Origin of the sequence: Vallitalea sp. (assembly GCF_025211055.1) — a bacterium.
Lineage (GTDB): Bacteria > Bacillota > Clostridia > Lachnospirales > Vallitaleaceae > Vallitalea.
The window spans coordinates 1-16,048 of sequence record NZ_JAOARO010000061.1; the positions used below are offsets into that span (position 1 = coordinate 1).

Here is a 16,048-nt window from a genome sequence, read left to right on the forward strand (position 1 = left end):
ATGACTATTAGGCACATCATTAAAATCATCTACTGCTTTTACCAATATAGTATTTGAGATTATAATTGTCATAGTAAGTAGTAATATTATTTTTTTCATATCTTATCATCCTTTGTATGTTTGAATTTTTTTATAATAATAATTATTTATTGGTTACTCCATATTACTAAACGCTTTAATAATATTAGAGTTTGTCTCATGTCCTAAAACTTTTTTTGTTATTAAACCATTTTTATTAATATAAACAGAAGTTGGATATGCTGTTATATCATATGATTTGCCAATTTTGCCATTTTTATCTAGGAGAACAGTCATATTTTTATAATCTAAGTTATTAAACCAGGTTATAAAACTTTCTTTATCCTTTTCACCTTTATGTTCTAGCGAAACTATAGTTAGTACCACAAAATCACTTTCTTTTTCGGATAGGTGATCTATTTCACCAAGTCCATCTACACAATGGGAACACCAAGAAGACCAAAATCGAATGAAAACTTTTTTACCCTTATAATCTTTCAAATTATGAATCTTACCATTAATGTCTTTCAAAGAAAAATAAGGTGAGGATTGACTTATTTGTTTTTCTGTAGATGATTCATTTTCCTCTATATGTTCTGTTTTTCCTCCTTTAATTGTTATATAAATAGATACACTTTTTTCTTTATCAATCACAACATACATTTCCCTATCATTTAGATTAATGATATAGCTGTATTTATCTACATCCATATTATCTGCATAGGTCAATATCTCAACAAACTTTTCTTTTACTACAGGAAACTTATTATCATATAGATATAAAAACATAGTATCAAACATATGTTGATATTTATAATATCTATCCATGTAAGACATATGGTGTGTTTTATAACTCAAAGAAATATTATAGGAACTGATAGTATCATGTTTGCTATGCTTTATACAAAACTCAACTTCTGAATTATTAACTAAGTCCACAATATCATAAGAGTTTTCTATTTTATCAATACAGTTATACTTGATTCCTATAGGATGTGAATCTTCTCCTAATTGTTCTAGATATACATAACCATCATTATTCTGATAAACTTCATTCATTGCATATAATAGGTGTAACGCTGTGATTTCACCATTAGGACATTCTGATATTCTACAAATATCCTTTTTAACCTTTTTACTATTTTTATAATTATTATATCTAACGAAATTAAAATACATGCTATTGTTTTCGCCTTTTTTCATATCACTATCTGTAATAACTGGTGGTATAATAATTGGTTTACGAGAATCCTTATCTAATAATCGTAAAATTACTGTAACAGCATCAGCTCTAGTAGCATTGCTTTTAGGCTCAAATCCTCTAGATCTCCCGGTGATTAACCCATAATAATAACTTTCCACTACATCCTGTAAATACTTATCAGCTATATTATAAAAGTCACGGATATGATTTTTTATAAAAACAAAATTATTTTGTATATCATCTTTATCTTCAACGTATCCAAGTGCCTTGATTGTAATACTAGCCATTTCTTCCCTCGTTATATTTCGAGAAAAAGTTTTAAATTGTTCCTTATCAATAATGGATAATTCTAATGCTTTGTTAATATAATTAGTTGCCCAATAACCATCAGCATTTTTAATATTAGTAAAGCCAATGGCAGTGACTGTGAGTTTTATAAAACTATCAACATTTATATTATCCTTTGGTCTAAAAGTCCCATCCTTATAGCCATTTACAATACCCGATTTCACTAATTTTTTAATACTATCACTAGCCCAATAATCCTTAGATACATCATTAAAAAATATTTGCTCAATTGCATTTACATATATATTATTAATAATCATAAATAATAATGTAATAAACAATAACGCTTTTTTCATATTCTCCATCCTTTATCTTTTTTAACTAACTTATTGATTAATACTATTAATTATAAACTTGCAATTTTTTATGTTATTCATCATTGTTAGACATAATGTACTGTTATTTTAATATATCTAATAAATCTTTTCAATGAAATATTTTTAAATTTTTAGAATTAGATTAATAAAGTTATATTGCATTGTGCAAAATGTAGTAAAAGAGCAAAAAAATACATTATTATTTAAAAAACACTAAAAATATATTGCAAAACTACATAACCTGATATATAATACCAGTATGTTACAAAAAAATACAAAGAAATACAATTAATTTAATTAGTATAATTAATACAACTAATAATATAAATAAAATACATAAATAGCATAGAGGGGAATATTTTATTTATTAATAATAATGTCGTTGTAAATCTATTATATTTTAATATTGTGTCTATTGATCAATTATCTTTAAGATAAGGTAGGTAAATTATATGGTAGGAAGAATCTATTTTGACAAGTACCGTGTGATTAAAGAAATTGGTAAAGGAGGCATGAGTAATGTTTTCTTAGCAGAGAACATTAAGCTTGGTAATAGATGGGCTATTAAGAGAATCAAAAAAAGCGGTAGTCCCATTAATTTATTAGCTGAGCCAAGCATATTAAAAGATCTAAATCATCCATTAATTCCACAAATAGTAGATATAGAGGAAGATACAGAATATCTATATATTATTGAAGAATATGTAGAGGGTATCAATCTACAAGAATATAAAAATCAAAATGGGGACAGTACTGAAAATATTATTGTTAATTTTGCTGTCCAGATGTGTGATGTACTAGAATATCTACATTCAAGGAAACCATACCCAATAATATATCGAGATATGAAACCAGGTAACATAATGCTGACTGAAGGAAACAAAATAAAATTTGTTGATTTTGGAATAGCAAGAGAATATAAATACAGCTCTAATACAGATACGGTATTAATAGGTACCAGGGGCTATGCGGCTCCAGAACAATATGGATTAGGGCAGAGTGACGTTAGAACTGACATCTATAGTTTTGGTGTAACGTTATTTTATCTAATATCTGGAAATAACCTATCTTCACCCTATAAGGGTCTATCTCTAAAAGAATATGGCAATTATTCAGATTCATTAGAGAATATAATTGAAAAGTGTATAAGGATACAGCCAGATGAAAGATATCAATCAGTCACTGAGATAAAAGAAGAATTAGTTCAGATAATAGAAACGAAGAAATCACATGTACAAAGGGTATATTCAATCATTAAACAGAAGACTATAGGAGTTATGGCACTAACAAAAAGAGCAGGATCAACTTTTTTTGCAACTAATCTAGCAGCAGCATTAGGTGATAAAAATCTTCTTATATCGTTGATAGAATTACCCTATGATAATCCTTATATCTATGATTTAGTAGGAATTTCTAATTATAGTGAATTAACATATTATTCTATTCTCAACGAAATTAATAATAATAAGAATGTTCAGAGGGATAGGATAACAACTATCAACAATATTATGTATCTGGTAAGGGACCCTACTAGGGGTAAGATAGATAATTGGGACGATAATAAAACCATGAAATTGATATATTCAGCAAAAGAATCCTTGATTTCCATAGTTGATATAGGTTATAACTATGACAAAATAGTAAGTCTTCTACCGGAATTTGATTTAATATACGTAATATATGATGCTATGCCACCAGACTTGATGGCTAACTATGGTGTTATGGAAAAGATTGAGAATCATAATAGAAAGAATAATAACATCAGGTATGTTCTTAATAATGACAATGCAGGTATTAACAGAAGAAGTCTTAATAACTATCTTGGTATAAAACCTAATGTAATAATACCTAGATTACCTGCAGAATTAATGTATAGATGTGCATATAAAAAGAAGTTTCCATATCAAGAGAAGAAACTAAAAAGTATATTTGATGATGAATTCGTATCAGTATATAGTGAACTGTTACCAAAAGAACTCAATAATAAAAAACATAGAAGAAAACTATTTGGGTAGTTATTAACTTAAGCTTTTACTAGTAGGAGGACGGAAATGAAAAACTTTATGAAAGGTTTAATGGGGATTATTTTAATCGTAATTGCCATTGGCTCTATATTCTATTGGGAGGTATATGGTAGAGAAAGTCTGTTATTCAAAGATATAGTAGTGCTGACCAAAGATGTCAATAAAAATGAAGTAATAACAAAAGATATGGTTCAGATTCACAAGAGAGAAGAAAATACTCTAATCGATAAAGTTATATTAGATCCTAATAAAATAATAGGAAAAGCAGCAAATAACTATATTCCAAAAGGAGTTCAATTAGTAGAAAAATATTTTGAAAATCCGAGCTTGGTTCTTGATGAAGATGAATATATATTTAAGATTCCATTAGAATGGATAAAAGCTTTTCCAGATTCTCTTAGAAGGGGAGATGAGATTTATTTTTATGAAGTAAGCAAAGGAACTGAGAATTATAACTCTACTGAAGTAGAAATAGCTGTAAATAATAAAAAAGCTTTAGAAAAACAGCCTATTACAAATGCTACGGTTGCATATGTAAAAGATAGCGCTAATAGAGAAGTTATTACTCTTAGCGATGAAGAAAGATATAATGGGTCAAGCAAAATAAACGAGATAGAAATAATTACTGATTTAGAAACAGTTAATCTATTAAGGGATTCAGTTAATAATGATAAGGTATTCATTATAATGTATCAATAGATTAGATTGTTAAAGCTCTAAATGGGGAGGCAGCAATGGCTACTAACAATTACAGAATACATCTAATATCCAACAACGAAAATTTGCGAAGAAAATTAGATAATGTCAATTACTTTGAGGAAGTATATATTAGTACATCTCTAGATGAGATAAAAGAAGAAATTGTTATCATAGACGATAGGATAATGGGGGTAAATGATCTATTAGAAAATAGAGATAAGATATCCTCAAAATATATTTTCTATCAAGTATCAAATGACAACTTCAAGTTTTCAACAAAAAGCATTTTAGAGTCCAATGATATAAAACTAATTCAGCCTTACATGACAGATGAGAATATAGTTGAATATGTGTGCTCAGAAGTAATTAAAAAATATAGGTTCACTGTTAATAAAAACATAGTTACATTTTTTGGTGCTGATTCAAAAGTAGGAACAACTCAAATAGCCCAAAGCATAGCCGAAAAAATAATAGATAAATCCTATGCAAGGGTTTGTCTTATATTTCTCGATGGAGAAGCGGGAACTGATTATATAGATATCAATTTTAGAAATAATATAGATACCATTAAGATAAAATTGATATCAGAGTTGGCTACAGTAGATGAGATATTCGATATTGCTGAAAAAATAAAAGACAATCTTTATATTATAGAAGGAACTAAATCCATATTGTATAGAAAAGAATACCAACCAGAAAATATTTCCTATTTACTTAATATCTTATCATTGGCATGTGACCTTGTGGTGGTTGATGCAGGTAGTTGCATAGATAGAGCAATGCCTATAACGGCGCTCACATCCACTAATCATAGGTATCTAGTGACGACACAGCAGGCTAACAGTCTAAGGAGATATATGGATAAGAAGCCTATTCTGGATAGATTGTCCCTAGATGATTTCCAAGTCATAGTTAATAAACATATGGCTGATGGTTCATTATTGACTACTTATGATGTTGCAAAAGCATATGGACACCCCTATCTATCCAAGATTGAGTTCTCTAAGTATGCTTTGCAAGCTGAAAATGATAAGAAAGCCCTGATTCATTACAATGATAAGGAAGTCAACAAAGATTTTAATAAATTAGCGGATATCATTATAGAACAGCTTAATCTAAGTAAAAAGGAAACTCCTAGAAAAAGAAAATGGTTTGGTATGCAAGGAGTGGGATAACATTATGAACAGTTTAGTGACTAATAAGATAGATTTTTATAACAAAAAAGAACTAAAAGAATTTGACCTAGAAGAATACATATATTCTGTTACAGGTGAAAAAAGAGAAGAGATAATAAATATTACTAGAGATGAATTAACAAGATTTCAAATACTATGCGATACTATATTCTCATACTTTCATTCAGGGTGGGAACGTGAAGGCTTAGAAACAAGTACGTTAATAAGACAAAAAAACGCTATTCTAGGAAAAGAGTTGGAAGTTAAGTATTTTAAAGATAATATTGAAGATTATCTCAAGAGAAATAATAAACTCATGGAATGGTATCCCAATTGGTATATGGATATAGTTGATGCCATTTATCAAGAATGTTGGGGATTAGGTGGTATTGCCCAGTGGAAATACAGTAAGAAATATGCTTTATCCCAATCTGCAAAAGTAATAGGTAACAAAATATATTTTATGGAAAATGGTAAGATGAAATTACAGCAGCAGACAATATCAGACGATAGAAGAAAACAACTAATAAAAGCACTATTACTTAATCAAAAGAATATACATTACAACGAAAAACATGCAGAAGTTTCAATGCATGATGGAACTAGAATAACCATATATGGAGAGAAATTAGTTAAGGAAAACTTGGAAGTCATCATATTCAGAAAGTACATTATACCTAAGTTATCCTTTGAAGAACAGGCTAAGAGAGATACTATACCTCATGAAGTCATACCTATGTTAAAAAATATGGTTGATATAGGATACAATGTAATATTTACTGGTGCTGTAAGAACTGGTAAAACAACTTTCTTAGAGACATGGCAGATGTATGAAGATACTACTTTGGAAGGTGTTATGATTGAAACAGGAGCAGAGATTCCAGCACATAAGCTTCAGCCCTACGCACCAATCATTCAATTGATAGCAGATGATGATGAGTTAGGGAATATAATGAAACAGGTGCTTAGATCTGATGCAGATTACATCATATCAGCTGAAGCAAGAGATGGACGAGCTCTTAATGTATCTATGAGAGCAGCAAACAAGGGAACTAGAAGGTGTAAGACTACATATCATACTACTGATCCAACAGATATCTGCTACGATATTGCAGATGAAATAGTCAAATTCTATGGCGGTGATCTGTATAACACTATATTTAAAGTAGCAAAATCATTTCATTACGTTTTTCATTTCATTCAGTTAGCGGATAAAAGCAAGAAGAGATTAAAAGGTATATACGAAATAAGATTTAATCGTTATGACCATAAGATAAGTATTCATCAAATATGTAAGTATGATTATAGCAGTGATAGCTGGCAGTTTAAATATGATGTAGGTAATGATAAAAGAGAAATAGGTCATGAAGAAGATCAAAAAGCCTTAACTAATTTTGAGAATGAACTCAAAAAGATGGAACAAAAATATCCTTTCAAAAATTATATGGTTTATGAACCTAGATATGATAGCTTAAGAGGTGTAGACAAATGATAAATACAGTAGTTGCATTAATAAAAATATTATTGTATTGTATGGTGATAGTTGGTATCTGGATGATTTCTTCTAATTATATACTGTATTTTCTAAAAGTAATCAAACCTAGAAAAACCTTTAGAAATAATACTCAGGTTTCAAGTTCTAATATGTACAAACATATTAAAAGACTCATATTAATTGTATATGGGAAAGATGATGATAAAAAAGTATCAACCTTCTTTTTAATCAGTATACTATTGTTTTTCCTTACGTTTTTAGTAGTGATACAGAGAACTTCATTAATCCGAAGCTTAGTTTTTGCAGTTATTCTATCTCTGGTACCTTATCTATTTTTAAGACTGCAGTTAAAACAAATAAGGGTAGAAGGAAGCTATGAAGCGGATATATTAATTAATGAATTTCTGAATCAGTACAAATTGAATAATCAGAATATCTATGATTCAATTGATGAAACAATTGTAAACATGAAAGAAGCGCCGGTTATGAAGCGACAACTCTTTATCATGTCATTGAAGCTGAAGGAATATAGAAGAGATGAACAGCTAGAAGAGATAATAGAGAACTTCGTCTATGCTGTAGGTACAGAATGGATTATATTATTGGCTAACAATATATACATTGGTATAACTGATAATATTGATATTACTACAGGACTAGAAGATATTCAAAAAGAAATAAAACAAGCTATTGCTGACAAAGAAAGAGAAAAGAGAATAAACTTAGAAAGCGTGAGTATTGTAAGATATCTAACACCAGTATTATACATACTATCTATAATACTTGCTAATAGTGTATTCAATATTTCCTTCAGAGAGTTTTTGGATTATCAGATTAATACACGTACAGGTTTCAACTATTTTATGCTTATTGTAATAATGACTATATTCAACAGTAGTTTACTTATATTAATGAAGAAACAAAAATTTGACATCTAATAAATAGAACAGTGAATAGGAGCTAAAATGAAATTTAATATTACTATACTATATTATTGTTTTGTTCTTACCTTATTATATTTTGCTTGGGTAGTGTTTAAGAGTATGAGGAAAAAGAAAAGTTATAACTATGCTTTTCGTCAACCTAAGATGAAATTTACTAATAGCAATTATTCAAAAGAAGAAATAAATACCGCATTTATAGATGCTGGAATCAATATAACAACAGATAAGTATAATAACTTGAGATTAATTATATTTTTAAGCGCCGTTATACTTACTTGCATTTCTTATCATAGTAGCAAATTGCCCATAGTTCTTGCGTTATGTTTCACAGCTTATCTAATATCAGCACCAGTTATAAAATTAGGGAAAAAAGACAGTCCTTTTATATTGGTAATCAAGATGATTAAAACTATGCAGAACAAGAAGAAGGATACAGAGATATACAGGATACTTATTCAGCTGAAAAATATAGCTATAACTCAGCAAGACAAGCCATATAGTGCTGATTATACTATCAATCAATTGATAAAATTTTCTAAGCTGACAAGAAATTCTTTAATTAATTTCTTGATGTACTATAACCTAGGAAAAGAAGATGAAGCTTATAAGAAGTTTACAAAAGATATAAATACCCAAATGGGGAATGATATAGGAATGATCCTATTGAAACTAGATAAACTTAATCCTACAGAATTGATAGAGCAGATAGATATTGTAAAAGAAAGAAATAGGGAGAAACACATTACAGAAAAACACAAAAAGCAAAATGCCATATCAAATTTAATATATCTTCCTATTATAATACCTATATTTATATTATTTCTTAACTTTATTATGATAACTGTTTGGATTCCTAGAATAGAGAAAGTAATATTTTTGAATTAGTTCGTTGAGTATATAATCTAATAGAACTAAATAATTGCTAGTTCTATAGCAATTATTCAATTCAACTTATATATAAATGAAAATAAGTAATACGAAATGGAGGAAAAATAATGAAAGATTTTTTAATTCTATGTGCAAAGGTAGCTTTAGGAATATTTATTGGCTTTGCTTTGATATTTGGTGGAGCAAATTCACTAAAGGATAAAGCTGATGATGTTAGTAGTAAGGCTGGTGTAGTAATTGATAGTATTTCACTTACATCAACTTCATCATCTAATAATAATAAATGAAAGGATTGTTAACTAATTGAAAGACTTCATAATAATATGTGCCAAAATAGCCCTTGGAGTATTTATAGCTGGAGCATTGATATTAGGTACTATCAAAGGTTCTGCTAATAATAGTCTGTTACACAAAACAAAGAATGTCATGCAGCAGAATTTAAATTTTCAAAAAAATTACCCATAAAAATGAATTAAATCAAAGATAATTGTATGAGTTATTATATTAACTCATACAATTACTATTATTATTAAAGGAAGTAATATATATACAACAGCTATTTATAAATATAAGAATTATTAATCATAAAAATAATAACCTATCAATACTAATAATATTAAAAAAGGGGATATGGATAAAAATGAAAGATTTTATAGTTTTGATTGCAGTGTTAATAATCCTATTACCATTCCCGTTACAATACGCATTAGAAGAATATAACCATAACCAAAAGTCAGAAATACAATCATATATATATACTGCAAAAGAGAAAGCTAAGCAAGAAGGGTACTTCACACCTGAGATAAAGAAACAATTAATTGATAACATTACTAAAACCTTTCATATAAAAGAAAGTGATGTACATATAACAACAGAAAAAGTACGTAAATATAGACAAAGCAAATTCAATAAGGATAATCTTATCTATTACAAAATTGAAGTGCCCATAAGAAAAATAATAGCCATTCCTATACTATGGGGAATCAATAATAACGAAAACAAAACAATGTATACGATAGAGGGTTATGCTGCAAGTGAGGCGATACAATAATGAAACCATTTATATTTACACTTGCTATGCTTATATTATTTTCAATCTTTCTAACGTATCAAACGGATAATAATACCTACAATAGGCAATTAGAAAAACTAAAGCAGGTAGCTGACGAGTGTTCAGCAGCAGCAGGACTTTTCTATGATGAAGACTCTTATTCAGCAGGATTAACCATTTATAATCAGGAAGAAGGCAAAAAAGCCATAGAGTATATCATTAAAAAAAATCTAGGCTTAATAGATGAACACTCACCTTCAGACAAGAGTTATTGGAAAGATGCTATTAAATATAAAGTAATATTTTTTGACAATAGTAATACTGTTTTCCCATATTCTTATACAGATGACCTAAATAGGTTTACCAAGCTTATATCAGAACCTACTATAATAGTAGAGATTAATGCTGGGAAGCCATCTTTTAGATTAAAATTCCTTCAATTAAAAAATGCTGTAAGATCATCTGCTTATGAATATTTGGACAGATGATTAATCGATCCCACTAAATTTAACTAAAAATAAAGATATTAAGCCCCAATATAGTTGGGTAACATTGTTAAAAAAATAACCGTGCATACAATATACTTACTATTGACATTAGGTGTATATTAGTGTTACACTAACAATGTTGAAAATTGTTTAAAAAAATTTAATTATATATAAGGAGGGAACTTGTCAATGGGTAATATGTTAGAAATTCGTTGGCATGGTCGAGGCGGACAAGGTGCTAAAACAGCATCATTATTGTTAGCTGAGGCTGCGTTCGACACAGGAAAATTCATCCAAGGCTTCCCAGAATACGGTCCAGAGCGTATGGGAGCACCTATCACTGCATACAATCGTATAAGTGATGAAAGATGTCCAATTCATTCAAACATTTATGAACCTGATTATGTAGTAGTTGTAGACGAAACATTAATTGATGTAGTTGATGTAACTGCAGGTCTAAAAGAAACTGGTGGTATCATCATTAATACATCAAAGACACCAGAAGAAGTAAAATCTAAGTTAAAAGGTTACAAAGGTGGAGTATACACAATTGATGCTAGAGAAATCTCTATGGCAACGCTTGGAAGATATTTCCCTAATACACCTATGCTTGCAGCAGTAGTAAAAGTAGCAAAGATTATGGATGAAGATACATTAATTACTTCAATGGAAAAATCATTCCATCACAAATTTGCTAATAAACCACATGTAATTGCTCCTAATATGGAAGCATTAAAGAAATCACTATCGGAGGTGAAAGGTGCATGAGTAAAAAACATGAACATGATATAGTACCAGCTTATACGCCTTGGAAGGATACAACTCCAGGTGGTGTTGTAACTGAGTCAGGAAATGCTAATTACTTTAAAACTGGTGACTGGAGAGCTATGAAACCTATCTGGAATTCAGATAAATGTAAGCAATGTTTACTATGTTACCCAGTATGTCCAGACTCATCAATAATGGTTAAAGATAAAAAAATGACTGGAATAGATTACGATCATTGTAAAGGTTGCGGAGTTTGTGTTAAAACCTGTCCTTTCAATGCATTCGATTTTGTACCAGAAGGTGAATAATAGATAGGAGGGAAATGAAGATATGGCAATTCGTGATAAATTATCAGGTAACGAGGCTGTAGCCATTGCGATGAGACAAATTAATCCTGATGTAGTAGCAGCATTCCCAATTACTCCATCAACAGAAGTACCTCAATACTTCTCAGCATTTGTTGCAAATGGTCAAGTAGATACAGAATTCGTTCCTGTAGAATCAGAACATTCAGCTATGTCAGCTTGTATCGGAGCAGGAACTGCAGGTGCAAGAACAATGACAGCAACATCAGCCAATGGTTTAGCATTAATGTGGGAAATGTTATATATCGCTGCATCATGTAAATTACCAATGGTATTATCAGTAGTTAACCGTGCATTATCAGGTCCAATCAACATACATAATGATCATTCAGACTCTATGGGTGCTAGAGATTCAGGATGGATTCAAATATATGGAGAAAACAATCAAGAAGCATATGATAACTGTATTATGGCAGTTAAAATCAGTGAAGAAAAAGATGTCCAACTTCCTGTTATGAACTGTTATGATGGATTCATCACCTCTCATGCTGTTGAGAATATAGAACTTCTTGAAGACGAAAAAGTAAAAGATTTCGTTGGTAAATATGAGCCAATGAATTACTTATTAAACAAAGATGAAGCTATAGCTGTAGGTCCACTAGCTATTACAACTCATTACTTTGAGCACAAACGTCAACAAGCAGAAAGTATGAGAAATGCTAAGAAAGCTATCTTAGAAGTATCAGCTGACTTTGCAAAATTAACTGGTAGAGAGTACGGCTTATTTGAAGAATACAAAATGGAAGATGCTGAAAGAGCAATCGTAGTTATTGGGTCTACAGCAGGAACAGCTAAATTCGTAGTTGATGGACTTAGAGCTAAAGGCGAAAAAGTTGGTTTAATTAAGATTAGAGTATTCCGTCCATTCCCAGCAGAAGAACTTGCAAAAGCTTTAGCAGGAGTTAAAGCAGTAGCTGTACTTGATAAATGTGATGGATTCAACGCTAAAGGTGCTCCATTATTTACTGAAACAGTTAGTGCATTATACTATGGTGAAGCAAAACCATTAGCAGTAAACTACATCTATGGTTTAGGTGGTCGTGACGTTAAGACTAATGATATAGATAAAGTATACGCTGATTTAACAGAAATCGTTAATACTAACAAAGTAGACGATCCTTATCGTTACTTAGGCGTAGTAGAAGCTTAAAATAATTGGAGGTGAAATAGAAGATGGCATATAATTTAAAAGAAACAACTAAAAAACCAGAAAGATTAACTGGTGGACATAGAATGTGTGCTGGATGTGGTGCTCCTGTAGTAGTACGTACTATCCTTAGAGCGCTAAAAGAAGAAGATCATGCAGTAATTGGAGCTGCAACAGGATGTTTAGAGGTTTCTACATTCCTTTATCCTTATACAGCTTGGAAAGATTCCTTCATCCATTCAGCTTTCGAAAACGCTGGAGCAACAGTTGCCGGTGTAGAAGCTGCTTACACATCACTTAAAAAACAAGGTAAATTAGATGATACTTATAAATTCATAGCTTTTGGTGGAGACGGTGGAACATATGATATCGGAATCCAATCATTATCAGGTGCTATGGAAAGAGGTCATGACATGGTATACGTATGTTATGACAATGGAGCTTACATGAACACTGGTATTCAAAGATCATCAGCTACTCCAAAATATGCTGATACAACGACTTCACCAGCAGGTACAGCAGTACCAGGTAAGCAACAATATAGAAAAGATTTAACTAAAGTTATGATTGCACATGGTATTCCATATGTAGCTCAATCAGCTCCTTTTAAGAATTTCAAAGATTTATATGAAAAAGCTGAAAAAGCTATCTATACAGAAGGACCAGCATTCCTTAACGTATTAGCTCCATGTCCACGTGGATGGAGATACGAAAGTGATCGTTTAATGGAATTATGTGAAATCGCTGTAGATACTTGCTTCTGGCCATTATATGAGGTAATTAATGGTGAGTACAAGTTATCTTACAAGCCTAAAAATAAACGTCCAATCAGCGATTGGTTAGAAGCTCAAGGAAGATTCAAGCATGTAGCTAAGAATCCAGAAGTTGTAGCTGAAATCCAACAAGTTATTGACGAAAGATGGGAAACATTATTAAGACTTTGTGGAGAAGAAGCATAAGTTTGTTCTCTCAATATAAGCATTAAAGTACTAGTCGTTGAGACTAGTGCTTTTTTTATAAGAAATTATAAAGAAATATATATGTCAGGTATGATGAAGATAAATATTCCCTTTCACGAATTTAATAAAAATGTAATTTTATAGGTTGATTAAAAATTTAACAAATAATGGTTGACTTATCTTGTGTAATGGTTACAATAATAATAAAAAACATAACTTTAAGGGTGGGCACATGAAATGAAGACTTTTACCAAAATATGTAATATTTTTGATAGCTATAATTATCAAACCATTCCAACAGACAGTAAAAAAGTTAAAATGTATGCAACATTTAATAATAGCAATTTATATCTAGTGAACATAATATCTCTTGATAGTGCTTATACATTTAGTAAAGAAAGGTTTAAAGAATATAAAGTAATAACTAAAGAGCAGTTTACGCATATAGATTCTAATAAGATTATTTTGCTGAATCTAATAATAACAGAAAATGCATTGGATATTTATAAAGATGTTAATTATACGCCCGACTTTGATGAAGACCTTATAGATATTAATTGGATCATAGATGAAAATGAGGGAAAGCTTATCATTCCAAGTATGCAGGTTAATAGTGTAATAGGTATTGAAAAGGACATAAGAAAATTATTAGAAACTAATGATGAATCATGGGGACCTAAGATAATAGAAGAAAATAAAAACATCCCATATATTACTTATGGTCTTATAGTCATTAATACTATTTTCTTCATATACATGGAGAGATTAGGAGGAACCACTAATATTCTCAATCTAGTGAAATTTGGTGCTATAGACTATTACTCTTTTTTTATGAAAGGTGAGTATTATCGAATAATCACCTCAATGTTTATCCATATTGGTGCACTTCATCTTTTATATAATACTTTTTCATTATTTATATTTGGAACTAGAATTGAAAAATATATGAAAAAATGGGAATATATATTATTATATGGAATATCTGGAATATGTGGAGGATTACTTAGTATAACTGTAGACTTGGTTAATAGAAGACCAGTAGTATCTGCTGGAGCTTCAGGTGCTATATATGGAATTATTGGAGCTATTTTAATCTATTCTAAAGTATATAAGAAACATATTGGGGGTCTTAATTCATATACAATACTAATAATGTTCATAGTAGGTATAGCTTTTGGTACTATGAATTTAGGAATAAATAATCTGGCACATCTAGGCGGATTTATTGGTGGTGCAATTGTAGCTTATCTACTAACACTTAGAAAGCAGGCCTAGCTTCAAGAATTATTTAATAATTAATTATAACACATGAATAAAACACTTACGCAAAGAGAAAAATAAGTACTACAAAATAACTTTTTGCGGTGGTGAATTTATGTTTTTCAGTAAAGAAATTTTACAAAATGAAGCAAGCGTACTATATGATGACAAAGAAGTGCTTGAAGTATTAAATGACTATTATAACGACTCTTTTAAATGGGAAGATAATATAAATACTGATAGAGAACACGTATTTAAGATTATTACTAATTATTGTATAAAATTTTATAAAAACAGTCTTATATCAGCTCTTGAAGAAGGTTTTTACAATAAATTTATTCTATTGTTTATGCCAAGTTACAGTCTATCATTGACAGAACAAGAAATTAAACTCACACTAACTGAACTTAGTAGATTCCTTGAATATATTAATAGTTGTCATGGAATCAATTTGCATAAAAGTTATAAAAAGAATTATACTGCTAATCTTGATGAGATAACCAGAGTGTACTATATTTTAAGGAAGATACAAAAATATACAGAAGCGCCGGTTCTTAGTTTTAACCCTATGATAATTGATATGAATTGTTATAAAAAGAGAAAGAAACATGTAGAAGTATCTAAGAGAGAGATGTATGAGCAAGGATACTTTGAGATCATAGACAAAATCAGTGGAATTATAATTTTGAAGAAAAGAAAATTGAAATCTAGCAATACTTATATTAAAATAAAAGTAGAAAGTTCTCTTGCATCAGATATGAGATGTGGCGATGTGATAAATATGAGAATCAAAAAAAGATTTTTCTACACAACTTGGGATATAATCGATGTAAAAGATTATTATTCAAGTAAGATAAGCGAATGTATTGAATAAAAGTAACTAAGGGGGCATAATATT

General features: G+C 29.9%; 17 protein-coding genes. 16 read left to right on the forward strand and 1 reads right to left on the reverse strand.

All coding sequences use genetic code 11. The annotated features are described in order from the left end of the window. Window positions 1-153 precede the first annotated feature (153 nt). Complete coding sequence (locus N4A55_RS09205) at window positions 154-1,866, reverse strand: S-layer homology domain-containing protein (protein WP_293755373.1); 1,713 nt, start codon at window positions 1,864-1,866, stop codon at window positions 154-156. A 473-nt stretch (window positions 1,867-2,339) separates the two neighbouring features. Here N4A55_RS09205 and N4A55_RS09210 point away from each other — a divergent pair, with 473 nt between their 5' ends. The 16 genes from N4A55_RS09210 to N4A55_RS09285 all read left to right on the forward strand — a co-directional run bounded on the left by N4A55_RS09210 (window position 2,340) and on the right by N4A55_RS09285 (window position 16,024). After that, the gene (locus N4A55_RS09210) at window positions 2,340-3,902 is read left to right on the forward strand and encodes a serine/threonine-protein kinase (protein ID WP_293755375.1); all 1,563 of its coding nucleotides are present in this window, start codon (window positions 2,340-2,342) and stop codon (window positions 3,900-3,902) included. Window positions 3,903-3,938: 36 nt separating this feature from the next. Beyond that, window positions 3,939-4,610, forward strand: a complete 672-nt coding sequence (locus tag N4A55_RS09215) for an SAF domain-containing protein (RefSeq protein WP_293755377.1) — start codon at window positions 3,939-3,941, stop codon at window positions 4,608-4,610. Between the two features lie 35 nt (window positions 4,611-4,645). Further along, window positions 4,646-5,785 carry a hypothetical protein gene (locus N4A55_RS09220; protein WP_293755379.1) on the forward strand — a complete coding sequence of 380 codons (1,140 nt, stop codon included), beginning with the start codon at window positions 4,646-4,648 and terminating at the stop codon, window positions 5,783-5,785. Between the two features lie 4 nt (window positions 5,786-5,789). Next, complete coding sequence (locus N4A55_RS09225) at window positions 5,790-7,277, forward strand: ATPase, T2SS/T4P/T4SS family (protein ID WP_293755381.1); 1,488 nt, start codon at window positions 5,790-5,792, stop codon at window positions 7,275-7,277. Further along, entirely contained in the window at window positions 7,274-8,218 is a 945-nt protein-coding gene (locus tag N4A55_RS09230) for a hypothetical protein (protein ID WP_293755383.1), read from the forward strand. Before N4A55_RS09225 ends, N4A55_RS09230 begins: the two co-directional genes overlap by 4 nt. Window positions 8,219-8,245: 27 nt before the next feature. Beyond that, window positions 8,246-9,109, forward strand: a complete 864-nt coding sequence (locus tag N4A55_RS09235; protein ID WP_293755385.1) for a hypothetical protein — start codon at window positions 8,246-8,248, stop codon at window positions 9,107-9,109. A gap of 110 nt (window positions 9,110-9,219) precedes the next feature. Further along, the gene (locus N4A55_RS09240; protein ID WP_293755387.1) at window positions 9,220-9,399 is read left to right on the forward strand and encodes a hypothetical protein; all 180 of its coding nucleotides are present in this window, start codon (window positions 9,220-9,222) and stop codon (window positions 9,397-9,399) included. 16 nt (window positions 9,400-9,415) lie between these two features. Next, window positions 9,416-9,577, forward strand: a complete 162-nt coding sequence (locus N4A55_RS09245; RefSeq protein ID WP_293755389.1) for a hypothetical protein — start codon at window positions 9,416-9,418, stop codon at window positions 9,575-9,577. 175 nt (window positions 9,578-9,752) lie between these two features. Next, entirely contained in the window at window positions 9,753-10,163 is a 411-nt protein-coding gene (locus N4A55_RS09250) for a hypothetical protein (RefSeq protein ID WP_293755390.1), read from the forward strand. Then, window positions 10,163-10,651 carry a hypothetical protein gene (locus N4A55_RS09255; RefSeq protein ID WP_293755392.1) on the forward strand — a complete coding sequence of 163 codons (489 nt, stop codon included), beginning with the start codon at window positions 10,163-10,165 and terminating at the stop codon, window positions 10,649-10,651. Before N4A55_RS09250 ends, N4A55_RS09255 begins: the two co-directional genes overlap by 1 nt. 189 nt (window positions 10,652-10,840) lie before the next feature. Further along, window positions 10,841-11,419: a 2-oxoacid:acceptor oxidoreductase family protein gene (locus tag N4A55_RS09260; protein WP_293755394.1), complete on the forward strand. Its 579-nt coding sequence runs from the start codon at window positions 10,841-10,843 to the stop codon at window positions 11,417-11,419. Beyond that, window positions 11,416-11,727 (forward strand): 4Fe-4S binding protein, encoded by a 312-nt coding sequence (locus N4A55_RS09265; RefSeq protein WP_293755396.1) that lies wholly within the window; start codon window positions 11,416-11,418, stop codon window positions 11,725-11,727. The genes N4A55_RS09260 and N4A55_RS09265 overlap by 4 nt, the downstream gene beginning before the upstream one ends. Window positions 11,728-11,749: 22 nt before the next feature. Continuing rightward, window positions 11,750-12,934, forward strand: a complete 1,185-nt coding sequence (gene porA / locus N4A55_RS09270; RefSeq protein WP_293755398.1) for a pyruvate ferredoxin oxidoreductase — start codon at window positions 11,750-11,752, stop codon at window positions 12,932-12,934. 23 nt (window positions 12,935-12,957) lie between these two features. Then, window positions 12,958-13,890, forward strand: a complete 933-nt coding sequence (locus N4A55_RS09275; RefSeq protein ID WP_293755400.1) for a thiamine pyrophosphate-dependent enzyme — start codon at window positions 12,958-12,960, stop codon at window positions 13,888-13,890. Window positions 13,891-14,127: 237 nt separating this feature from the next. Further along, window positions 14,128-15,165, forward strand: coding sequence for a rhomboid family intramembrane serine protease (locus N4A55_RS09280; protein ID WP_293755402.1), 1,038 nt, complete (start codon window positions 14,128-14,130; stop codon window positions 15,163-15,165). A gap of 100 nt (window positions 15,166-15,265) precedes the next feature. Further along, entirely contained in the window at window positions 15,266-16,024 is a 759-nt protein-coding gene (locus N4A55_RS09285) for a hypothetical protein (RefSeq protein ID WP_293755404.1), read from the forward strand. Window positions 16,025-16,048: the final 24 nt, after the last annotated feature.